This window comes from Thiosocius teredinicola (assembly GCF_002009425.1).
Taxonomy (GTDB): domain Bacteria; phylum Pseudomonadota; class Gammaproteobacteria; order Chromatiales; family Chromatiaceae; genus Thiosocius; species Thiosocius teredinicola.
Window position 1 is genome coordinate 3,015,835 of the sequence record NZ_CP019936.1, and the last position, 22,734, is coordinate 3,038,568.

Annotated in this window: 17 protein-coding genes; 9 read left to right on the plus strand and 8 right to left on the minus strand. The window is 58.9% G+C overall.

Annotated elements, in window-relative coordinates; all coding sequences use genetic code 11:
* The first annotated feature begins 2 nt into the window (after window positions 1-2).
* From B1781_RS14375 to B1781_RS14415, 8 genes are all read left to right on the plus strand, one after another.
* Window positions 3-677 carry a hypothetical protein gene (locus tag B1781_RS14375; RefSeq protein WP_334223736.1) on the plus strand — a complete coding sequence of 225 codons (675 nt, stop codon included), beginning with the start codon at window positions 3-5 and terminating at the stop codon, window positions 675-677.
* A gap of 250 nt (window positions 678-927) precedes the next feature.
* Window positions 928-1,452 (plus strand): dimethylamine monooxygenase subunit DmmA family protein, encoded by a 525-nt coding sequence (locus tag B1781_RS14380; RefSeq protein ID WP_078120319.1) that lies wholly within the window; start codon window positions 928-930, stop codon window positions 1,450-1,452.
* Window positions 1,452-2,402, plus strand: a complete 951-nt coding sequence (locus tag B1781_RS14385) for a PDR/VanB family oxidoreductase (RefSeq protein ID WP_078120320.1) — start codon at window positions 1,452-1,454, stop codon at window positions 2,400-2,402. Before B1781_RS14380 ends, B1781_RS14385 begins: the two co-directional genes overlap by 1 nt.
* 11 nt (window positions 2,403-2,413) lie before the next feature.
* Complete coding sequence (locus tag B1781_RS14390) at window positions 2,414-3,433, plus strand: heme-dependent oxidative N-demethylase family protein (RefSeq protein WP_078120321.1); 1,020 nt, start codon at window positions 2,414-2,416, stop codon at window positions 3,431-3,433.
* A 42-nt stretch (window positions 3,434-3,475) separates the two neighbouring features.
* Entirely contained in the window at window positions 3,476-3,790 is a 315-nt protein-coding gene (locus B1781_RS14395) for a DMT family transporter (RefSeq protein ID WP_078120322.1), read from the plus strand.
* Between the two features lie 849 nt (window positions 3,791-4,639).
* The gene (locus B1781_RS14405) at window positions 4,640-11,800 is read left to right on the plus strand and encodes an autotransporter domain-containing protein (RefSeq protein ID WP_078120324.1); all 7,161 of its coding nucleotides are present in this window, start codon (window positions 4,640-4,642) and stop codon (window positions 11,798-11,800) included.
* Between the two features lie 885 nt (window positions 11,801-12,685).
* Window positions 12,686-12,976, plus strand: a complete 291-nt coding sequence (locus B1781_RS14410) for a DUF3817 domain-containing protein (protein WP_078122076.1) — start codon at window positions 12,686-12,688, stop codon at window positions 12,974-12,976.
* A 184-nt stretch (window positions 12,977-13,160) separates the two neighbouring features.
* On the plus strand, window positions 13,161-13,388 hold the full coding sequence (locus tag B1781_RS14415) for a hypothetical protein (RefSeq protein WP_078120325.1): 228 nt from the start codon (window positions 13,161-13,163) through the stop codon (window positions 13,386-13,388).
* Window positions 13,389-13,445: 57 nt separating this feature from the next.
* On the opposite strand, the gene B1781_RS14420 is transcribed toward B1781_RS14415, so the two are convergent.
* Window positions 13,446-14,237: a crotonase/enoyl-CoA hydratase family protein gene (locus tag B1781_RS14420; protein ID WP_078120326.1), complete on the minus strand. Its 792-nt coding sequence runs from the start codon at window positions 14,235-14,237 to the stop codon at window positions 13,446-13,448.
* A gap of 81 nt (window positions 14,238-14,318) precedes the next feature.
* On the opposite strand from B1781_RS14420, the gene B1781_RS14425 reads away from it, so the two are divergent.
* Complete coding sequence (locus B1781_RS14425) at window positions 14,319-14,915, plus strand: TetR/AcrR family transcriptional regulator (protein ID WP_078122077.1); 597 nt, start codon at window positions 14,319-14,321, stop codon at window positions 14,913-14,915.
* Between the two features lie 153 nt (window positions 14,916-15,068).
* On the opposite strand, the gene B1781_RS22995 is transcribed toward B1781_RS14425, so the two are convergent.
* The 7 genes from B1781_RS22995 to B1781_RS14455 form a co-directional block, all read right to left on the minus strand.
* Window positions 15,069-15,638 carry a hypothetical protein gene (locus tag B1781_RS22995; RefSeq protein ID WP_125932104.1) on the minus strand — a complete coding sequence of 190 codons (570 nt, stop codon included), beginning with the start codon at window positions 15,636-15,638 and terminating at the stop codon, window positions 15,069-15,071.
* A 143-nt stretch (window positions 15,639-15,781) separates the two neighbouring features.
* Entirely contained in the window at window positions 15,782-16,465 is a 684-nt protein-coding gene (locus B1781_RS14430; RefSeq protein ID WP_078120327.1) for a tetratricopeptide repeat protein, read from the minus strand.
* 154 nt (window positions 16,466-16,619) lie between these two features.
* Window positions 16,620-17,027 (minus strand): hypothetical protein, encoded by a 408-nt coding sequence (locus tag B1781_RS14435; protein WP_078120328.1) that lies wholly within the window; start codon window positions 17,025-17,027, stop codon window positions 16,620-16,622.
* 874 nt (window positions 17,028-17,901) lie between these two features.
* Window positions 17,902-18,069 carry a hypothetical protein gene (locus B1781_RS23220; RefSeq protein ID WP_164513403.1) on the minus strand — a complete coding sequence of 56 codons (168 nt, stop codon included), beginning with the start codon at window positions 18,067-18,069 and terminating at the stop codon, window positions 17,902-17,904.
* A gap of 13 nt (window positions 18,070-18,082) precedes the next feature.
* Window positions 18,083-19,432, minus strand: coding sequence for an ammonium transporter (locus B1781_RS14445; protein ID WP_078120330.1), 1,350 nt, complete (start codon window positions 19,430-19,432; stop codon window positions 18,083-18,085).
* A 244-nt stretch (window positions 19,433-19,676) separates the two neighbouring features.
* Window positions 19,677-20,036, minus strand: a complete 360-nt coding sequence (locus tag B1781_RS14450) for a cupin domain-containing protein (RefSeq protein ID WP_078122078.1) — start codon at window positions 20,034-20,036, stop codon at window positions 19,677-19,679.
* 42 nt (window positions 20,037-20,078) lie between these two features.
* Entirely contained in the window at window positions 20,079-22,370 is a 2,292-nt protein-coding gene (locus B1781_RS14455; RefSeq protein ID WP_078120331.1) for a DUF1989 domain-containing protein, read from the minus strand.
* Window positions 22,371-22,734 lie beyond the last annotated feature (364 nt).

Consider the following 22,734-nt stretch of genomic DNA (forward strand, 5'->3'; position numbering starts at 1 on the left):
CCGTGACTGCTGCTACTCCGGATACCTTTGTGCGTCGCAGCCCGATCTACCGCCTGCACGCCGGCAGCGTCTGGCAAGCAGGCGAGAACGCCGCGATCGTCGACCACTATGCGGGCAACGACGCGCCTGACCCGACCGGCGCCGGTGTGCTGATCGATCTCTCGCCACTAAATCGTACCGGCATGCGCGGTGTTGGCGCCCAAGCCCTGCTCGGCGGCCTCGGCCTGCCGTTTCCAGCACAGCCCAACCAAGCGGAGGTGCACGTATCCGGTGCGATCGTCGCCCGCCTCGGCAAAACCGAATGCTGGCTGCTCGACAACCTGCTGGCACCGGCTGCACCGCTGCAGCAACTGGGCAGCGGCAACAACACCGACTGTTTTCCCTTGTACTGCCAGGACACGCACGCCTGGTTTGTCATCACCGGCAGCCATCTTCCCGAGATGATGGCGAAGGTGTGCGGCGTCGATCTGCGACCCGCGGCGTTCGGGCCCGGGGCGATCGTGCAGTCGTCGATTGCGCGTATCAACGGCATCATCATCCACCAGCCGCTCGGCGATCTGCCCGTATTCCATGTGCTGGCCGACAGCGGCAGCGCCGAGTACCTGTGGGGCGCACTGCTCGATGCGATGCACGAGTACGGTGGTGTAGCAGCAGGCATCGACTGCCTGCCGAGATAGGCCCAACTTTGGTGCATGCCCTGTCCCTTGGCGATCAGGTGCACCACCTGGGTTGCCCCAGCGCGGCGCACATCGGCGGCCCCAAAGCCGCGTCCCCAATAAGGGGTACGACTTCGAGAGGATTGAGAAAAGCGCCGCAAAAAATAGGATGAAACGCACGGAGCCGCCATCTCACGGCTGTGTCGACTCCGCGCTTTGGGCCCCTGTCATCAGGAGGCATCACGCAGATTCAATTGTTGGAACCGCAACTATGCAACACCAGGTGAGAAGCCGACCGGAATATCGAGATGTCGACCACCTCAGTAGTCAAGCCAAACACCATCTGTTCATCGCCCAAGGCGAGATGAGCGATGCCCTATCGCGGCTGTACAACCAATGTGAGAACGGTGAGCGCGTGTCGATCACTGTGCAGGCATCGCAGACGCCCGAAGAGGCTTTGACCCCGTCGATGATCAGTACGCTGCCGCTGTCGACCGCGGTCTACGCCAGCGGCGACGAAAATTTTCTGTGGCGCATCTCTACCGCATTGACCGATGGCGGCATGCTCGCAGAACAGATCCACCTGCTGCCGCCGACCGCGAGAACGCGCAAGGTGTACTGCTGTCATTGTTCATCGTTCACATCCGGGGTTTCGCACTCGCCTGTCACCTGCAGTGGCTGCGGACGCCAGTTGGCGGTCACCGATCACTTCTCGCGTCGCTTCGGTGCCTACCGCGGTTACCAGGTGAACGCCGAAGACCCCAACGATATCCCCGAGTCTGAGGAGTTGAACTGATGCAGGTCGATCAGTTGAAAGTCAAGATCACCGCAATCAACGAGGTCGCGCCGACCATTCGCGAATTCTGTCTGGTACCGGTCGACGGCGAGCTGCTGCCCTTCTCGCCCGGCTCGCATGTCGTGGTCGAGATGGATGGTGGTGAGAAGACCTACAAGAATGCTTACTCGTTGCTCAGCGATCCACGCGATGTCAGCGCCTATCGCATCGCGGTACGCCTGCAGGACGCCTCGCGCGGCGGCTCGAAGTTCATGCACGAGCAGGTCACCGTCGGCGACGAGCTCAAGATCTCAACTCCGGCCAACCTGTTCGCACCGCACTGGCCGGCCAAGAAACATGTGCTGATTGCTGGCGGCGTCGGTATCACACCGTTCATGGCCTACTTGCCGGAACTCGAACGTCGCGGCGCCGACTTCGAGCTGCACTACCTGTATCGAAGCAGCCAGACCGGTGCCTATCGCGAGCTGCTGTCGAAACGACTGGGCGGTCGCTATTTCGACTACGACTCGCTCGGCGGCAGCCGTTGCGACGCCGTCGAGGTACTGAGCAACCGCAACCTCGGCACGCATTTCTATGTCTGTGGCCCGGAGTCGCTGCTGTCGACCGTACAGCAGGTCGCTGCCGATCTCGGCATACCCGACAGCGCGATCCATTACGAAACCTTCGCCGCACCGAAACCCGGCGAGCCGTTCGAGGCAGAGATCAGCGAAACCGGGCAAGTGATCCCGGTCGGCGCTGAAGAAAGCCTGCTGGAAGCACTCGAGGCCGCCGGCGTCGAGGTGCCCAATCTGTGCCGCGGCGGCGTCTGCGGCCAGTGCCAATGCAAGGTCGTCAGCGGCGACATCGAACATCGCGACAATTTTCTCTCGGCGCAGGACAAAGCGGCAGGCCAATCGATCATGCCGTGCGTATCCCGCAGCAAGAGCCCGCGCCTAGTCTTAGATATTTAGGAAGAAGCACGATGCGTCTAGCACCCAAAGCGATCCAAACCTTTCGCGACGATTTCACCTACAGCAACAGCCCCGAGGCAATTCAACGCTTTCCTTTTCCGTTCCCGGAAGATGAATATCGCTATTCGGTGAACATCGAACCGCATACGCCGAAGGAAGGCCCTGGTTCGGCCTACGAGCACCTGTTCGATATCGATGAGCACTACCTGTCGGAAATGCACGAGCGCGCGCTGGTACTCAAAGAGATGCCCGAGCGTTGCCTGTCGATGCCGCACATGGACCTCGCCGGTTGGGACATGGTCGAGCGCGTGATGGTCTCCCTGACCGAAGACTATCCGCAACATTTCACACTCACGCGAAACGGCGACAACTGGCGTTGGGAAAACAAGCTGCTCAATATCGACGACAGCTTTACCTTCGGCAACACCGGTACGCTACCTTTGGAACCGATGGAGTACATCGGCCGCCAGATGCAGGGCGATTTCACGCTGCTCGACCAGCGCGAAGGTGATCTCTACATGGATGCCGGCATCATCACCTGCCCGGCCGACTGGTCGCTGGCATTCGATGCGGGCATGAGCTTCTCCGAATGGCACGGCCCGGTACCGATGGCCAAGGATTCGACCATCTTCGAGCGCGCCCTGAAGTACCTGACCGCGATCCAGGTCGGCAAACCGGTGCGTCGCCTGAACTGGACCATGACGATCAATGCGCGCATGGATACCTCACCGGAGACTTATCATCGCTGGGGCCATGAGCGCACCACAGTCACCCCGGAGAACGTCGGCGAGAAAGTCTATCTGCGGGTCGAATTGCAGGTGCTCGATCGCATGCCGCGCAGCAATGCCCTGCTGTTCAGCATCCGCACCTACCTGATGAGCCTGGAAGACATTGTCACGAACCCGGTATGGGCCAAGCGCCTGCACCGGGTGATGAAGACGCTGCCGCAAGCGCTGATCGATTACAAGGGTCTGAGCCGCTACCACACCACGGTGGTCGATTATCTGGCAGCGTTCGACAAGGCCAATTAAACGCACCTTCTTGCCATCCGATCAACCGATGGAGGCGCGCTAATGGGTTGGGTCTATCTCGGCATCGCCGGTATCCTCGAATGCGCCTGGGCGATCGGCCTGATGTACAGCGACGGTTTCACCAAGCTCAAGCCCTCGGTGATCAGCATCGCCCTTATCATCGCCAGTTTGACCTTGTTGTCGCTCGCCATGCGCACGATACCCATCGGCACCGCCTATGCGGTGTGGAGTGGCATCGGCGCAGCGATGCTCGCGATCTACGGCATCAGCTTTTTGGGTGAATCGGCCAGCTTCATGCGACTGGCCTGCATCGGATTAATCATCATCGGTGTCGGTGGGTTGAAGTATTTCGCCTGAGGTCGACACTTCGAATCCAATGCCCTCTCCCGACGGACCAAAGCAAACTGATCGGCAAAACAAGATCAGGCACATGCCAACATGAACCCCTCGGCTGTCGGCTGATAGTCCCTAGACCCTAGGTTGCAGCAGGAGAATAACGACGCAAGCTGATCAACAGGTCAAAGCTCATGAACTGCCGCAAGAATGTCTCCATTCATAATCAACGATCAAGAACTCTGACCCTTGATACGCGTGCTACCTAATGCTTCGCACGCATGGGTGAATAGCCGAACTGGCAAGTGCGTCCTCTACGTGAGGGCCATGTCCCTCGTGTCCAGACGACCGCATTCACGGTCCTCACTGATACCACCGGTACCTAGCACGCTAGACAACAGGTAGCTACTCGCCAGGCATTTCTCGATGCCCCCGTTCGGACGATTTGTTGTCCTGGCCGTGTGGAATGCGCTACCCTCGCTGGTCAGAAAGGCGCCGCAATCGAAGCGCCTAGCGGGTAGTACCAGGATCGCCAAAGGCGGCCGGGTGATGTACTCGCCTACAAGATCGACGTTGTCGAGCAACAGCTGTCTCTGCTTGGTCGTGACCACTCGTCAGTCAAGATCAGAGAGTCGCATGTGCCGCCAAAATAACAGTCTAAGCCGATTGGTTCATCCACCTAGAAGGCCACTGCGACGGCATCGTGTTGGGCTGCACGCCGCCTTCCTCCTCGGCCTCATCTGCGCATCCCCTTCCCGTCTGCTGGCTGACTGCACACCATCTCCGACGAACACCGCCGACGACATCACCTGTTCCACATCGACCGGCATTGCGCTCGATGCACTCGGTGGCAACGATCGCGTGGAAGTAAGGATGGACGGCGGTATATACGTCGTCCACAACATTGACGGATTGTTTTTCGAAACATCGGCCATCGCACTGAGCGGCGGCGATGGCGATGACACCGTGATCAACCGTGGCGTGATCGATCTTGATGCCGACACCTCTGCCCTAGGTGTCTTGTTGACGCCGGCGCGTGCGCGCCTCGACGCCGTCGGTATCGCCACCGGCGGCGGAGCCGACCGGGTGACCAACGCCCGCACCGTTAACGTCGACGGCAAGTCAACCGCAAAGGCGCTGGGCCCCTGGAAAGGCAGCGGCAAATCCGTGCTGTTGACGACCGCGGAGGCATTGGTAAATGCGATCGGGATACGCGGCGACGGCGACGTGTTGATGTTCGACAACGCGGCGACCGGGCAGTTGACCGTCAAAGCCAACGCGGTTGTGACCAAGGGCGTGGCATCGCTGACGAGTAACGGCCTGTCGGTGACCACGGACATGTTCTGGGATGACGGCATGGAGGCAAGCGCATTGGCGACGGGCGTCGCAGGCACGGGCGGCGATGACACGCTGGTGCATGCCGGTACGCAGTCAGTCATCGCCGATGCCGATGCCGGTTCTCTGACCGTAACCGGTCACCACGACGGCCTCGCTGTGTCGATCAATACCCAGACATCGACCGCGGTGGCCAGCGGCATGACCACGGGCGACGGCGTCGACGCTATCTCAAGTACCGGGATGCTGACCACCACGGCCGATGCGTGGGCTGGCGCTCTGTCCGTAGCTGACATCACGGCCAGGAAGGAAGCCGATGGGGTCGTGCGGGCTTTCATGAGCAACACCGCCGACGCCCAATCCACTGCCATCGACGGACGCGGACAGGGCAGCAAGACGATCGCCACCAGTGGTGCGTTGACCGTTGTGGCACACGCCGAGGCCCACGGGGTCGAGACCAGCTGGACACCGGAGTCGGAAGGTAGCGATGTGGCTGGCTGGATCGACACATTGGTCAGCCCCTTTGCCGAGGCCGGGCTGGACTTTGTGCTCGGCTACGAGGCCGGCACCCTGGCGAAGGCCGAGGCCGCCGGCATTCTAGGCGGCGACTCGAATGACACTGTCATCAACAATGCCGCGCTGGAGATTGACGCCGAAGCGCTGGCGATCCAGCTCAGCATATCCGTTGACGGTGGCAAGCTCAGCAGCACGTTCAAGCAGGCCGTGGGCGAAGCCGCGCTGGCATTGGCCGCCAACGGCGCCGCGCTGCTGCTCGACAATGACGCCGGCGACCGGCCTACCGCGTTCGCTACGGCCATTGCCGGAGGCGCCGGGAGCGACATCATCGACAATCGCGGCAGCATCCGGTTGGACAGCGACGCCCGGGCCAGCAGCACTTCGCTCACCCTGACCGACGAGGGTATCGACGTCGACTTCGTTACGTCGGTATTCGATGCCGGCACCGGCGCCACTGCGCAGGCACTTGGCCTCGATGGCGGCAGCGGTGCCGACAGAATCAGCAATCACGGCAGCATCGATGTCGGTGCCTTCTCGCTTGCCAATGGCAACAGCGTCGCCGTCACCAACAAAGGCATGGGCCAGTCCACCGTTTCGGCCAACGCAACGGCATCCACAAGCGCCATCAGTGGGGGCGCAAATGGCGACGCACTGAGCAACTGGGGTCTGGTTACCGCGCGGGCCGACAGCGAAGCGCTATCGGTTGGATTGTCGGCAACCGTCAATGTCGGCGCGTCACTGGCGCTGGATTCAGTGTTCGACGGCGGCACCCACGCCAATGCGACGGCAAGAGGGTTCAGCGGGGGTGACGGCGGGGATACCCTGTCGCACGCGGGTGGCATCGTCGATGTCGATGCCGATGCCCACGCGTTTTCCGAGCGGCTGTCGGGCTCGACGCGCGGGATAGCGGTGTCATCGACGACATCGACCGCTGTCGCGATGGCATTTGGCTTGGACGGTGGTGATGGCGCCGACGTTCTTCAGGCTGATTCACCGATCTCGGTCGATGCACGCTCGCGAGCCGAATCGATCGGTATGTCCTTATCCGGAACCGGCGTTTCGCTCAGCTTCGATGCGGTCTGGGACGGCGGCACCGGCGCGACCAGCACGGCTGTCGGTCTCGCCGGCGGCGACGGCGCCGATCGCATCGATAACCGCACCATGGTCCAGGTCGGCAAGGGTATTGAAATCGATGCCCAGGCGATCAGCATCGGCGTCGCCGCCACCATCGATATCAAGATGCCGGGGATCGCCGCGGTCGCCGTCACATCGACCGGGAGCGCGCAATTCACCGGTATCGATGGCGGCAAAGGCGACGACGAGCTGGTCAACCTCGACGGCGCTGAGATCCTGGTCGACGTCAGTGCCGATGCCGCATCCACGAGTGTCGCGTTCTCCAGCCTGGGCGTCTCGCTCGCACTGGATGCAGTCTGGGACGGCGGCACCCGCGCGACGGCGCTCGGCGAGGGGCTGGCCGGTGGCGCCGACGATGATCGCGTGATCAATCACGGCCTGATTGATGTGAAATCCGGCGCTGACACCAATTCCAACGGCGTGGCAATCACCGGCATTGGCCTCACGGTTGCCTCGGTGACCAGTACCGGCGAGGCAAACGCGTTCGGCATGCGCGGCGATGCCGGTGATGATGTCCTCGAGAACTGGGACAGGATCCTCGTCGACGCGCTGGCGGACGCCCAGTCGGTGGGCGTCTCGTTTTCGGGCTCGGGCGTCGCGATCGCGTTGGATGCAGTCTGGGATGGTGGTACCACGGCACACAGCCATGCCTATGGGATGGCCGGCGATGGCGGCAACGATGTGCTGCGCAATGCAGGCAGCATCAAGCTCGGCACCCGGATCAATACGGATGCCAAGTCCCGTTCGGTCGGCGTCGCGGCGGTGCCGACATTCGTCAATGTAATCAATCTCGCCGGTGCGGTCGTGACCTCGACGGCGGAGACCTACTTTGTCGGTATGGACGGCGGAGACGGCGGCGACACGATCCACAACGACAGTGTGGGTGACATCGACATCGTCACCAAGGCGGACGCTGCGTCGACCAGCATCGCGGTTACCCTCACCGGCGTCGCAGCGGCAGCCGACGCGGTCTGGGACCGTGGTACGAATGCCACCGCGCGTGGACTAGGATTGTTCGGCGGGGATGGCGGTGATCAGCTGCGCAACGACGGCTCTATCGACATATTGGCTGAAGGATGGGCGAATTCGACCGGCGCTGCCGGTACGCTTAAGGGCGTCGCCACCGCCCTCATTTCGTCGACGGCCGAGGCCCACGCCGGTGGCATGTCGGGTGGTGACGGTGATGACACCCTGGATAACACCAGCGAATTGATCGCTCGCGCGTACGGCAATGCGCGCTCCGACGGCTACTCGGTAGCCTTGGTCGGCGTTGGTGCCGGCTACTCCGGAAGTGAAGCCAATACCACCTCGGCAGGTATCGCGGGCGGTGCGGGAGCCGACAGGATCAGCAACAGCGGCAGCATCTTCGCAACCGCAGGCGCCGACAGCCAGAGTACGAGTTACACATTCAATTTGGCCGGCGTGTCTGCCGCCTATGCGGGCACGCTTGCAACTGCGGGTGTTGTCGGTATCGACGGTGGCTCGGGAAAAGACCTCATCGTCAATAACGGCGCCGTGGTGACCATCGCTGTGAGCAAAGCACGCGGCGCCAGCTTAGGCGGCAACCTCGGTGGTATCACGCTGGGTTTCGCCGGTGCGCAGGCCGGCGCAAACCCAACCGGTCTGGCCGGTGGTGACGATGCCGATGCGCTCGTCAATCTGGGCACGCTGGCGGTCAAGGTGCATTCCGATCTGATTGCATCGTCGCGGATATATAACCCCATCGGGATCGCCATAAGCGAGATCTTCGAGTCGCGTGCCGAGGCCAACGCCGTCGGTATGTCCGGCGGCGACGGCGATGACCTCCTGATCAACGAAGGCACGATCAGCATTGGGTTGCAGCGCAACGACCGGCCGATGACCCATGCCAGTGCCCGCAATGTGAGCTGGACCCTGCTCGGCGCGGCACTGAACAACGCAGTGCTCGGGGCCGATATCGAAGCCGTCGGGATCGACGGCGGCGACGGTGCCGACCAGATCAGCAACAGTGGCATTCTCACCGTTGGGCCCGGTATCAGCGGACAGGCTATGGCCGATGTCGATGTGTCCGGTGCGAGTTGGGCCTTCGCCGGCGGCTCGCTGACGTCGCTGACTTCGACGTCAACCAGCACGGCAAGCGGTCTGCGCGGTGGTGACGGCCGCGACGAGATATCTAACAGCGGCACCCTGACGGTGTACTCATTCTCAAAGATGCTCGCTGAGAATGGCGCCGAAACCATCTTCGGTTCCAGCGACGCCTCGGCGGACACGATTGCTGTCGCTTCCGCATACGGCATAGATGGTGGTGACGGCGGTGGCGTGGTTGCCAACAGCGGAACGCTGACCGTCAATGTGCATGCCGAGAACCGTGCATCGAACAATTCAGATACCGGTATCGTGTTCGGCAAGAGCTTTACCGAATCGACCGCGACGACCCGGCTGAGCGGATACGGCCTGCACGTCGGTGACGGCGACACTGTGATTGCCAACCGGGGGGGACAGACGCTGACAGTGACCGTGACCGGGCAGGCCAGAACCTATGGGCGTTCGGACGGCGCCGACATAGTCAACGGCGATGCCCGCGCCGTCACGGCATCGACGACAACTGCACAAGCTGAAGGCATCAGTGCCGGCAACGGTGCCGTGAAGATCGGCAACATGGCGGATTTGACGGTCGCGGTACGCCAGGCCGGCAACGAAGCCATGGCCTATGCGTATGCCGACGCCGATGGTGATGGAATCGACGGTGACGGCTCTGCGACGGCCACGGCGTCGGCCGAGGCGATCCTCGCCGGTATCCGCGCCGGAAACGGCGATCACGAGATATTGAATGCCGCACAGATCACGGTGTCGGCGCAGCCGAGTGCCTTTGCGAAAGTCACGGTCGATGGTGACAACACCGGTAATGCGACCGGCAATACGGATTCGACCGCCACCGCCCATGTGCTTGGTATCAGTGTCGGGGATGGTTCCTCGGCGATCGTCAACAACGGTTCAGTGATCGTAACCGCCGCCCCTACCGCAACGAGTTCGCGCTCGATCTCTGAAGGCTGGCTCGGGTCACAAGCCGGCAGCAGCGTGTCCACCACGAGGGCAACCGCAATCGGCATACAGACCGGCAGTGGCGATCAGGTGATCGTTAATACAGGGACAGTGGTCGCAACCGCTGTGGGCAAGATCACCGCAGCCAGTGCCGTGGTGACCGGCAGCGGCAACGACGACATCAGCAACCTCGGTACATTGATCGCGTCGCGCAATACCAGCGGCACCCTGGCGTTCGGTACGGCGATCAGCAGCGCCGACGGCGATGACAGGGTCGCACTACTGGACGGATCCATCACCCAGGGCGGCGTCGATCTTGGTAGCGGGAACGACACGCTACGCTTCGCCGGCACTGCCATCGTCACCGGACCGCTGGCGGGTGGCAGTGGCGACGATGAGGTAGAGGTCAACGGTGCCGGGCGCATGGATCGACCGTTCAGCGGCTTCGAACATCTGACCAAGAAGGGTGAAGGCAGCTTTGTTCTGAGCCAGCCGGTGGCGCCGATGTCGACGTTGGTTATCGAACGCGGCCAATTGGTGATGGATTCGCCTTATACCTTCAGTACAGGCGGTCGGTACGAGGCCAGCGTGTATGGGTCCGGCGACCATAGCCGCTTCGCAATACCCAGCGCGCGGCTCGCCGGTGCGCTGACAGTGAACAAGGGCGAAGGCCGGTACCTCGACGGGGCCGGCTTCGACATCGTCACCGGCGCGGCCGGCCTTGACGGCGGATTCAACAGCGTAGAACTTCCGCAGGCGACCCCACTGCTCAGCTTCGATGTTGCGCAAACGCAGCACCAAGTCCGCGTCATTGCCAATGTCGAAAGCTATACAACGATCGCGCGCAATCGCACGGCCACGACCATGGGCGACTATCTTGATCGCATCGCGCCGGCCGCAAGCGGTGACCTCGCGCTCGTGCTGGGTGAGCTGCAGGGGCTCAGCGACCGCACTGCCCTTCACTCGGCATTGGTCAGCCTCAGTCCAGAGATGCACGACGGTATGACACGGCAGACCGTGGTCGCGGCCGGCACGCAGTCGCAACAGGTGTTTCAGCGATTGGGCACGTTGCGCGCGGGCAAAACGACGGACACACCCGATCGCCTCGCTGTCCAACCCTTGCAACTGGCGTTCAACGGCAGCGCGTCGTCGTTCGCCGACCTGCTCAATGCGGCACGCCAACCGACCCGCCAACAGGGGGTCTGGATTGAGGCCTTCGGTCGTATCGGCGATCAGGAGGCCGACAACGACGGTTTCAGCGGTTTCGACTACGACATGACAGGGATCACGTTCGGCTACGACCGTGTGCTCGACGACGAATGGATCGCCGGCGTGTCGCTGGGCTATACGCGATCCGATGTGGACTTCGATTTAAATCGCGCCAACGGCAAGATCGACAGTACCAGTGTCAGCATCTATGGCAGCTGGTCGCGAGATGGTACCTACGTCGATGGCATGCTGACTTACGGCAACAACCAATACGAGCAGCAGCGCATCGTCACAGTTGGCGCGACTGACCGGCGGTTGGCTGAAAGTAAGCACGACGGTACTGCGCTCAGCGCATCGCTGGTCGCCGGTTTCATGACCAAGCGCGGCCCGTGGCAGAGCGGACCCTACGCCGCGATTCATTATGCACACATCGAAGAGGACGGCTTCACCGAACACGGCGCAGGCGGCGTGAGCCTACGGATGGACGACAACACCACCGATTCTCTCAACACCGAACTCGGCCTGCGCGCCCGGCATGAGCAGGCGTGGAAAAAGGGCGAGCTGGTTACCGAGCTGAATGCCGCTTGGTTACGGGATATGGATATTGACGATCGTGTGGTCAGCGGAACCTTCGTCGGTGCACCGGGCGCCAATTTCAGTCTGCCCGGGCAGGAACGAAAAAAGGATGGCGTCGCGTATGGCATCGGTGTGAGCTATTTCCGCGAAGACGGCGTTGCCGCAACGTTGCGCTATCGCGGTGAGACCCGCGACGGCTTCCAGGATCATGCTCTGGTCGGTGAGTTGCGCTGGCGGTTCTAGCGCATTGCTTGTTGAAATCGATTTGGCGACTACGCCTCGCGACGCCGTTGCACATTGTGTTCTGTCACCACCGGAATCGCTTGGTGAGGGCAATCGGCGCGACTTCTCATCAAGCAGGCACACCTATCCTGCAATCGCCCAGCGCGTATCATCCATATTGTTTGTCGAATCTTCGACGGTTCATCGCTGTCGCCGCACGCAGGAACGCATCTCTGACAACAAAGAGCCTATGCGTCATCAGGAGACGATCAAACCTCAGTATGCGTTTGAGTTGTACGAGCAGCATCTCGACCTTTTTGGGTTCACAGCGAGATTCGCAGTATCGGGCGCATCGGAAACTTCAGCCCATATTCCGCACGTTCTCGCGGATGCTGCACGCGTTGAGACAGCGATCAGTTGGTCAGGAGGTCCTGAACTGCCACAAAAAGTAGCGCTTTTCTTGATCGAGAACTTCAACCCCCTGATTACTCCGCCTACGCTGTGTAGAGTGGCATAGGAGCCGCCATGCTCGCGATCTACGGCATCAGCTTTCTGGGTGAATCGGCCAGCTTCATGCGACTGGCCTGCATCGCATTAATCATCATCGGCGTGGGTGGGTTGAAGTACTTCGCCTGAACCCGGTGGCCCATCTGTTATCCGTTTACCTGAGCCGCAGCAACCCGACCAAGACAGTCGTAGGCAAAAAAAGCTCGCCTCCATCTTCTTCCATTAGTCGCCGCTTAAGCTATGGCGGTGCCTGCCGATCTATCTTCGGTCACCAGGAAACCTCTTTTGTTTCGATAGAAGTGCTTGGTGGCGTGCGCGTCACGTGCATTTCTGAGCCATTCAGACCGTCAACGTGACGAACTGAAATCCGGCAAACACACAGCGAATTGGGAGCTTCTCTTGATCAACACATTCCGAACTATCAGTCTTTTGGAAGGGCTCTCCTTTCTCGCCATTTTGAGTGTTACGTTCGGGTTGCTCGACCGCAGTTTCGTCTTCCAGCTGGGGATGCTTCACGGCGTGCTGTTCCTGGCGTACTTGATTCTTTCGCTTGTGGTCTGCAGCAAGCAGAATTGGTCATTGAAGATCTGGCTGCCGCTGTTCTTCGCCTCTCTCGTCCCTTTCGCTTTCATCCCTGTCGAAATGTTCCTGCGAAAGGCGCTTGCCAGCCCCGAACCGGTGCCGGCCTGACAGGGCAAAGGCAGGACACGAAACACGGCCTTCGTCCGTTCCCGTCCGCTGGCAGTATGGCGTAGGTCTTGGCGACCTGGGGATTGAGCCAACCACGTTCCGCAGATCTAAAGGTGACAGATGCTGCAACCAAACCGGATAATGTGCGGTCAATCGTAAGGCAGGCTGCTGGTAAACTGACTCAATGGACGCAATCAACAAAGTTCGGGAGCGACTCATCGTCGCCAGCGCGTTCCATTGCGAGCGCCTCAACCTGAAGCTCACACCGATGACCTGCGCCAATCGTTTCAGAGCAGCAGGACGTCAACTGGCACAGCCAGCCAGGCCGCTGGGGTTCGGGCTGGGCATAAGACCCGACACGCGATGCGCCGGCTGCCCGATCGGCGAGAAACACGACAAGATTCATAAGTGAGGCGTCAGACCTCGTCGCACCCGTTCTCGTCGCCCCTTCGACTCGGCCCGCGCGACCTCATTTCCCGACATACACCGGTTGCCTGCGGGCAATCCAGGCATCCAACCCTTCGCGTACGTCTTGCGAGGCCAGCATCCGCGCAAACTGCTCCTTCTCGATCGACAGCCCCTCGTCGATCGTCGCGTTGAGTCCACGAGTTACAGCCGAAAGTATCCTTGATGCGGCAAGCGGCGAATGTCGCAGAATGCGCTCAGCCAGATCAAAGGCACGGGGTAGCAATTCGGCCGCCGGCACTACCGCATTCACCACGCCGAGATCGAGTGCGGTCTCGGGTGTGAACACGTCGCCGGTCAGCAAGAATTGCAGAGCGCGTTTTCTCCCCACGAGCCTCGGTAGTCGCTGGGTGCCGCCAAAGGTTGGCGGTATTCCGATATTGATTTCCGGTTTGGCGAAAGACGCCGTATCGCTCGAGACGGCCAGGTGTGCTGCCTCCGTGATCTCGCAACCACCTCCAAAAGCCAGCCCGTTCACCGCGACGATCGTAGGCTTCGGGAACGTCTCGAGGCGTGCAGTCATCGTTTGACCGCGGGTCACAAACTCTCGTATCGCGACGTCCGCACCGCGTTTGATACTTTCTGAGAACTCGTAAATATCGCCCCCTGCCGAGAAAGCGCGCTCGCCTTCTCCGGTTAAAACGATCGCACGTATGGCATCGTCTCGCTCTACTGCATCCAAACGTTCCAATAAACGATCGATCATTGCATAGTTGAGCGCGTTGAGCTTTTCAGGGCGATTCAACGTCAACAAGGCAATGCCGCCATGATTCTTCATCTTCACCAGCTCAGTCATGTCGTCTTCTCCTGATTGACTATGCTGGATGACCCTAAGTGCGATACTCCCACTTGTACACTCACTATACGGTATACATTGATGCCCAGATCAGGTGCCGACACACGCGAAAAAATTGTCGCCGCGGCTAACGCTCTCTTCTATCTGCGTGGAATAAAAGCGACGAGCCTGGACGCTGTTGCAGAAAAAGCCGGAGTGACAAAGCGAACGGTGTACTACCATTTTCGAAGCAAAGACGACTTGGTCGCTGAATACCTCGCGGCGAGGGACCAGCCGAATCTCAAGGCATTTCAAGAATGGTTCAGCAAGGGCAAAGGTGGGCTGCCGCAGAAGGCGCAGGCCATATTCGAGGGTGTTGCAGTCGCCGTTAATCACCCAAGATGGCGAGGTTGCGGTTTTCAGCGAACCGTGGGCGAGTTAGCAAACCAACCGGGGCATCCCGCTTTCCAAATCGCTTCAGCGCACAAGAGAAACGTGGAGTCTTGGCTTGCAGCGGAGTTCGAGCACGGCGGCGTTCGGAGTCCGGCGGAAACGGCGCGCAGGGTCATGTTGCTGTTGGAAGGCGCGTTTGCGGCGATGCTGATACATCGTGATCGCGATTACGTAGTTCAAGCAGGATTTGCCGCTGCGACGATTGTGAAGTGTGCATCGAAAGTGAGCAGGAGGAAGCATGGCTGAAGCTGAATGGTGTCTGCTCCGGTGGTTTGAGAACGCTGCCCCCTTGATCACTTGTTCCTTATTGACATCTAACGTTTACATATGGGGCGCGTAGCCGCATCGAGGCGCAGCGTCCCAGAGAGCGTAGCGAACGGCATAATGTGCTTGTTATGCCTAACTACCATAAATTAACACTTTATACTTTGATACCCAACGTACTTTTGGAACAATAAGATTTCTTTCTACTGGATAGCCAATGCGTCGATAAAGGCGCCCACTTGTATCCCAGGTTCGACCTTCACAACCTTCTGTAAAATAAGGCAATGTTTCTAGAGCTTTTTGCTCTGGTGGATTCCAAGGCGCGTTTTTTAGTGGCTCCATAAGTTCTACAACACAGTGACGGTTTGGTGCCCATGGTTTAAAAATAAAGTAGTCTTCATTTTCAGAGCGAAATTCGGTACGAAGTGAATCTGGTTGCTCACTTTGCGTTGAGGTTGGGTCATCAAGTAAATGTGTGAAATTACTTATGGAGTTTTTGTCTGACATAGTACGGTGATATACGAATGATGAACCACATCGCCTAATCTCTCCTGGTGCAACATCAGATATATCACAAGCTCCCCAAGACTCATTTTCTTGTTTTGGGTTTGGCCATAAACTGTTCGCAAATGGAATAGCAATTAAAAACACACCAATCATCGCCAACGCCAACATTGTTCTTGTAAGTATTTTTCTTTTATTCATGGACATAACGCCAGGTTAAGCGGCATTCAGCACGGAGCACTTGCTCGAGCGAAAATGGCGAAGCCATGCCCGAGCCGGTGCGGAGTGCTGAATGTCCGAGTGAGCGTAGCGAGCGGCTTGAACGCATTGTTAGCCCGTTGTACTTATGGACGTTTTGGCGCCGCCGCCTCAAGAGCCGACAGAAAAGCCGGAGAGAACGGCTTGCTACCCAGGGCATTTGCTTTCTCCACGTTCTCCCACGCCCTCGAATAATCTTTCTGCTCGAATAGTGAGTAGGCCCACCGCCTCCGCGATTCTGCGTAGCTACCATCGAGTTGAATACTTTCTTCGAACTTCTGATTCGCTTTCTCGAAGTAGCTGGGTTCCGTTTTCGCTTTGTACGTGTATGCGGTACCAAGATCGGCGAGCAATGCCACTTTTTGGTACTCGTCATCTACAAGCGCCTCGGCCGTTTCCAGGTGCGAAATCGCTTCATCAATCTTGTTTTGCTCCATAAGAACCCGGGCGAACCCCCAATATGGTTGATAGTTCTCTGGGTTTAGCAGCCAAGACTGGTTGTAACGGCGCATGGCGTAATCGAAATTTCCGGAGTTCATGAAGCGTTCGCCTTGAGACCACCAGACTTTGCTCGCTTCCTCCCTCGACCCGAACCCGGCTGATGCTTTGGCAATGAAATCGGCATCGGCTTGTTGAAGGACCTCAGGCCGATGCACTTCCGGTTGACCATACATCGGAATGTTGTCAATCCGCGTGCCACCCGAAGACATGCAGCCAACAACGAACAGCAACATTGTGAGGGTGACCAGAATGTTTGCAATCTTAATCATGACTTCCCGTTTCTTTTGCTAAGGCTAACGCCCAGTTAAGCGGCGGCCAGTGCGTAGCGCCGTTTGCGCAACAATGGCGCAGCCATGCGCAACAAGGCACAGAGTACCAAACGTCCGAGTGAGCGCAGCGAACGGCTTGAACAACTTGTTATGACTATTCATCCACCTTTTGTGCTTCAAAGACTGGGCCTAGCTGCTCTTGAAAGAAATTCTGGTACTTCATGTAGCCCGGATTCATTTCTAGTATTCGATACCGATATACGGACTCTTCGCCGTTGTTGTTGATGGTTGAGGTGGCGAATACTTCCCCCTGACAGACCCATTTACCCCTCTGGGTTTCTACCCTTTTCGGTTTCTCGGGCTCGATGATTTCGATTGAAGCGGAAAAGCCACCATCTCTTTTGAGCGTTGCACGATGCTTTGTATGAATCGCGGATGCCTCCACATCATGTTCGCCCTCCCAAGCACCAACCAACAGCTCGCATGGTTTGCTCTCTTTTGACATCGCAGACTGCGGCATTGCAATAAACGCGAAGATAAAAAAAACGATTGTTGATTTCATTTTCTGTTTCCTTGAAAAACGCCTTTCCGGTCATAACGCCAGGTTAAGCGGCATTCAGCACGGAGCGCCAGTTCGGGCAATAATGGCGAAGCCATGCCCGAGCAGGTGCGGAGTGCTGAATGTCCGAGTGAGCGTAGCGAGCGGCTTGAACGACTTGTTAGGCGCATGTGCCACTAGCCTTTTTCGTACCGAATGAATGAATAGCGCAGCGCGCCATAAATATTCCGCTTTTCTCTCAGGACGACCGTAGCTCCTGGCTTGTACCCCATTCGCCTACCCATGGTTGCTGTTACCCGTTTGCCATTCTTCAGAACCACCACCATCAATAGGTACGAGCCTTCATCCGAGTGTTGCGATGTGAGACTGACCGCCGTTCCTTCTCTAAGCCCAACGGTGGTGTATGGGTAAAACCACAGCATGCCCAAAATGACGGGGATGACCACCAACAAAATTTGTAGTGCCGTTGTTCTCTTGCGCCCACGAAGAATCCGATTTAGTTCCTTTCGCTTCTCTGGCTCCATTAGTTTTTACGCCTAACAGTGAATTCAACAGATTCTTACTGAACAGGAATAGCGATATTCCATGTCTGCCGAGTTAGACAGTGCCGTCTAATGCATCGATCACTGGCTGAGGTTCTTGGCGTAAATGGGCGGGGCGTTTCGGTTCCGTCATTTTGGTTCTCACTTCCATTTGGGATTTCACAGCGTCGATAGCTGGTGTAGGAAGTATTTGCCCAGAACGAGCAATTGATCAAGTATTTTGCAGCCGTGCAATTGGAAATCTGGCGCTTGCCGCATTTGGCGATTGATTCATTAGGCAAAAAAAAGCGCCGGCAAAGCCGGCGCCAAAGAAGTACCAACAGGGTTGCTAAAGGTTACTTGTAGTCGATGTAGGTGCTGTTCTCGTGTGCGATCGATTTGATGATCGCGCCTACGGTTACCAGTGCCGCCACGCCAAGAATGATCATCATGGCGGTGGGGCTGTCGGCGAACGTGAAGTAGGCTTCGACACCTTCCCAACTTGTGATTGGACTTGCGTTCATTGGTCGTCTCCTTTTAAACGGTCATCGGGGATGAAACGGCGGTGGGTTGCTCAGACTTGGCTGGCACCGATTCCGGATAGGCCGACAACGGCACTTCCACCAGGTCCAATCCGGCCTCTTCGGCTTTCGGCGGCACGCGCAGGAAGCCTGCTTTGGCCATCACGTACGAGAGTACGAAGCCGGGCACGAAGCCGAGCGCAGCCATCACCGCGGCACTCTTGAGCTGCCCCAGGAAGGTGATCGCCGGTGCACCCTCGACCACGTTCGGGAAGCCGCTGAAGATGCCCAATCCGATAATGCCGACCGTGCCACCGAGACCATGTACTGCGAATGCACCAACAGCGTCATCCAACTTGAATTTGTTGGTGAGGAACTTGTCGGCCAACGGCGCGATGACACCGCCCGCGATACCCATCAAGAAGGCCAACGGCGGATAGTAGAGGTCGAGGCCCGGTGCTGCGGAGAAGATGCCGGCCAGAGCGCCGGACATCATCCAGAACGGCTGGCGAGTGATCACGTACGAGCCGATGATGCCGCCGGCGAATGCCATCAGGGTGTTGAAGCTGATTGCCGACAAGGTGGCCGGGGTGCCGAAGATCGTCGTCCACTGCCCGCCGGTGGTGTAGATGATGCAGCCACCGAGGAAGCCGAAGAAACCGACGATGATCAACATCAGTCCGATCGTGCTCATCGGCACGCTGTGCCCGGTGATCGCTATCGGCGTACCGTCCGGTGCGAACCTTCCGATACGCGCCCCCAGATTGATGGTGACACCGAGCGCGAAGAATCCGGCGATCATGTGTACAGCGCCTGCCGCACCGAAATCGTGGAAACCCCATTCAACGGTCAGCCATCCGGTCGGATGCCATCCCCAGGCCGCACCCAGCACCCAGACTACGGAGCCGAGGATGATCGCCAGGATGATGAACGAGCTCATGCGAATACGCTCGATCACGGCGCCGGAGAAGATCGATGCAGTGGTCGCCGAGAACAGCACAAAGGCACCCCAGAAGATGCCCGATGCGTTATCCGCGAGGTTCGGGCCCATGGCCGACGCCCACGGCAGACCGGCTGCACCGGCTTCGAAGTCCGGCGTGAAGCCGTTGTACATGGCCAGGTAGATCCACCAGCCGAAGAAGTAAAAGGTTGGAATGATAAAGGCGAGCGCCAGGATGTTTTTGACGCCGGAAGCCAGTGCGTTCTTCAAACGCGAGGCCCCCATCTCATACGCCAGAAAGCCGGCGTGGATGATCACCATTAAACCGGTACACCACCAATAGAACACTTCCATATTGATGGTGCCCGACATCTCGATCAGAGTTTGTAGCTCTGCGAGTTTCTCGACAACTTGTGTTTGGTCCATTGAACCCCCTAGTGCGAATTCGATAACGGGAAGGCTTTTTAGCCCCTTGAAAAAGAAGTACTGTGAGTAAACTTACTTTCCTGTGGAGAAATGCAAGCGGCGTGCCCGTTACAGAATCACATTGAAAATCAGCTAGTTAACGAATTTCCGCTGATTGGCGGCGGCGGGTTCGGCACCAAAATGGTTCTTCAATGTCGCCGACGGTGCGCGCCATGATTCACACCGGTGCTCCCGCCTCCCGCAATCAGGCTTCCCCCACCTTGCGTTGACCACAGAAAAAGCCAATGCCGTAGCTCGGCGATTGGAAAGTGATAACGCTGCCTTTGGGGAAATAGAACACGTCGCCGACGGTGGCATGTGCTTCATTGCCCGCCGCGTCTTTGATGATCATTTCGCCTTCAATGATCACCTTCATCTCGTGATAGGTGTATTCGTAGACCAACGGCTCGTCGGACTTCTCCATGCGGAAAAAGCCGGACACGATGGTCTTCTCCGGATCGGCAGATGCAGCGATGTCATCGAGAAACGCATTGCTGCCGGGGCGATTCATGCTCGGTAGTTCGGTCTTGATCGCTTGTTTGTAATAAGTCATTGGCGTGGCCATGGGATACATCCTCGTAGTGTTGCTAACGTGCAAACGTTGAAATTAAGAACGAACGCGGGTTCGCTCGGGATCGTAGAAAGGGAGTTTCACGACTTCGGCATGCAGACGTTTCTGATGCCCGTCGAGCTTGCCGATCTCGAGCCGGGTGCCCGGCTCGGCAAACTCGGGGGCTACTCGCGCCAGCGCAATCTGCTTGCCCAACAGCGGCGATGCCGTGGCACTGGTCACAACGCCGACGGGATAGCGACCTTGATACAGCGACTCGCCGTGTGCGGTCGGCTCACCGTCATCGAGAATCAAACCGACCAGTTTCTTGCGGCTCTCGGGTGATTGACGCTGCATCGCGTCGCGGCCGATGAAATCGTCGTCTTTGGATTTGAGCGGAACGGTGAAACCGATACCGGCTTCGAAGGGATTGGTTTCGGCGCAGAACTCATGCTCGGCAAAGATCAGCCCGGCCTCGATGCGCAGCATGTCCAATGCGTTGAAACCCAACGGGGCGATCTCGTAGGCCTGTCCCGCTTCCCATACGGCCTGCCAGAGTTGCTCGCCGTTGTCTGGGTGTGCCCAAACCTCAAAGCCGAGCTCACCGGTATAACCGGTGCGCGACACCATGACAGGAAATCCCTCAGGCCCACCGAGCCGGCCGATGAGAAAGTGAAACCAGGCGAGACTGTCCATGTCGGGTTGTGAGTCCGGTGTCCAGATCAGCTCTCGCAACAGCTTGCGACTCTGCGGCCCCTGCACGGCGAAGTTGTGCAATTGCTCGGTCGAGTTGCGGATGCTGACGCGATAGCCCTTGGCTGCCGCCTTTTCTCGCAGCCAATCGCCCGATGCCGGATCGCCGCATATCCAACGGAACGCCTGCTCGCCCATGCGGAAGACGGTGCCATCATCGACCATGCCGCCGGTCTCCAGACACATCGCTGAATAGGCGATCTCACCGATCGCCAGCCTGCGCACGTTACGCGTCAAAACGTATTGCATGAAGTCCTCGGCATCGGGGCCGGTGACTTCAAACTTGCGCAGCGGCGAGAGATCGATCATCGCGACGCGTTCGCGGCAGGCAAGATACTCGGCGCGTGCGCCCCACCCTTCATATTCTGTGGCTACCCAATAACCGCGATATTCCACCAGCCGTTTCGTCAACGCAGAAACGGATGAATGAAAGGCGGTTTGCTTGGTCATGCGAGGGGGCTCCGTAGGCGAGATACGATGGGCGATGGCGCGTGGAAATTCATGCTCGGCGCCATAGATGCGAACGTGGATGTCGGTCGGTGACCAACCATTGGCCGGATCGATGTCATCAGGGCAGGCAGACGAGGCGCATACCAGATCGCGCGAGGCGCGCAGCAATACATAGTCGCCCGGTCGCGACCACGGCTCGTCCATGAACACGGTGCCGCATTCGCCAATGCCGGTGTTGAAGAAGAAGTTGATCGCCGGCCAACCGGCACGCGGTGCGACGCCGTCGTCGGCCAGCGTGCGATTGAAGTTGTCGGTACAGCTGACATGGCCGAAATAGCCGCTGTCTTCGTAGTAGCGCGGTGTACATGCCAGCAGAAAGCTGTCGTGCCGACCGACCGTATCCTGCACGACCTCGACCATGCCGAGCATGTCGCTACCCAGATACCGGGCATGCAGACCCGGTTGCGGATTGCTGACACCCAACACGGTACGCGTCGCCACGGCATCCAGGCCGACCTCTTTGCCGGCCTGCAGCTGCGCCTTGTCGAACGCGAGAAAATCAGAGCACTGCTTGCCGGCGACATCGATGATCTGAATCCACTCGCCGGCCTTGACCTCGTAGCGCTGCGCCGTCGCACGTGCAACGCGCAGTTCGGCTTTCACCAGCGCCAACGGCGCGGGCAGCACCTCGGCCGGCGGCACTGCTCGCTCGAGCTGAATGCTTAGCTCGGTGGCGGGCGATTGTTCATCCACCGACATGTCGTCGCCCGCGGCAATGATCACCAGGGTCGATGCCGCCTGCGCGCGCAGCGTGACAGGTTGCCCCGTCGGCAGCACGATCACGTTACCGAGCCGCTCAGCGTTCACGCCGAAACCTTGAAGGCGGTCGCTCAAGTGGCGGGCGCTGCTGCCGGAACCCGCAAGTTGGCGCAGCGTGTTGACCGCCGCACCCAACTCGCCCGGCGGTTCACAGGCCACGAGCTCGGGGGCGCTGTGCCCTTCGGCGTTCAGCACCAGCACCTCAGCCGCCTGCTGCCCATCGACGCTGCTCAGTGCAACCTCGTCGCCGGTCGCGAGCGTGAGTGCCAGGGCATCCTGGCCAGCCAGTTGGAACCGCTGTGAAGAACCTGCCGTTTTGAGGTTCAAGAAACAGTCGGCAAATACATCAGCCGTTGTTGTCGTGGATTCCGCCGTCAAACCTGTCCGCCTTTGGTAAAGATTGCGCTCCCAATCGGTCGAGCGATGAACTCATTTGGTGCGCCGCTGGTGCTTTTGCGAGATATCGGTGCGATCTCGAAAGCCCGTCGAAACGGTTATTCCCTGTTTCTTCATGCTCAAGAATATTTACCAGTAGTGTTTTTCGGGCAATCCTCCATCGGGGTTACCCCAACGAGGATAAATCTCGAAGAACCGCCGCAAATGGCATGGATGCTGCTGTTTTGTCGCGACGGCGGCGCCGGCCGGACAGGCACAAAGGCGCCCCGAGGTTCAGGGGTGTGCCAACCCTGCG

Excerpts from the sequence above, each read along its gene's own strand:
- B1781_RS14430 (WP_078120327.1), bottom strand. The coding sequence starts at position 16,465 with ATGATTAAGATTGCAAACATTCTGGTCACCCTCACAATGTTGCTGTTC.
- B1781_RS14415 (WP_078120325.1), top strand. The coding sequence starts at position 13,161 with ATGGACGCAATCAACAAAGTTCGGGAGCGACTCATCGTCGCCAGCGCG.
- B1781_RS14380 (WP_078120319.1), top strand. The coding sequence starts at position 928 with ATGCAACACCAGGTGAGAAGCCGACCGGAATATCGAGATGTCGACCAC.
- B1781_RS22995 (WP_125932104.1), bottom strand. The coding sequence starts at position 15,638 with ATGAATAAAAGAAAAATACTTACAAGAACAATGTTGGCGTTGGCGATG.
- B1781_RS14425 (WP_078122077.1), top strand. The coding sequence starts at position 14,319 with ATGCCCAGATCAGGTGCCGACACACGCGAAAAAATTGTCGCCGCGGCT.
- B1781_RS14390 (WP_078120321.1), top strand. The coding sequence starts at position 2,414 with ATGCGTCTAGCACCCAAAGCGATCCAAACCTTTCGCGACGATTTCACC.
- B1781_RS23220 (WP_164513403.1), bottom strand. The coding sequence starts at position 18,069 with ATGAACGCAAGTCCAATCACAAGTTGGGAAGGTGTCGAAGCCTACTTC.
- B1781_RS14405 (WP_078120324.1), top strand. The coding sequence starts at position 4,640 with ATGGACGGCGGTATATACGTCGTCCACAACATTGACGGATTGTTTTTC.
- B1781_RS14395 (WP_078120322.1), top strand. The coding sequence starts at position 3,476 with ATGGGTTGGGTCTATCTCGGCATCGCCGGTATCCTCGAATGCGCCTGG.
- B1781_RS14445 (WP_078120330.1), bottom strand. The coding sequence starts at position 19,432 with ATGGACCAAACACAAGTTGTCGAGAAACTCGCAGAGCTACAAACTCTG.
- B1781_RS14435 (WP_078120328.1), bottom strand. The coding sequence starts at position 17,027 with ATGAAATCAACAATCGTTTTTTTTATCTTCGCGTTTATTGCAATGCCG.
- B1781_RS14385 (WP_078120320.1), top strand. The coding sequence starts at position 1,452 with ATGCAGGTCGATCAGTTGAAAGTCAAGATCACCGCAATCAACGAGGTC.
- B1781_RS14450 (WP_078122078.1), bottom strand. The coding sequence starts at position 20,036 with ATGGCCACGCCAATGACTTATTACAAACAAGCGATCAAGACCGAACTA.
- B1781_RS14420 (WP_078120326.1), bottom strand. The coding sequence starts at position 14,237 with ATGACTGAGCTGGTGAAGATGAAGAATCATGGCGGCATTGCCTTGTTG.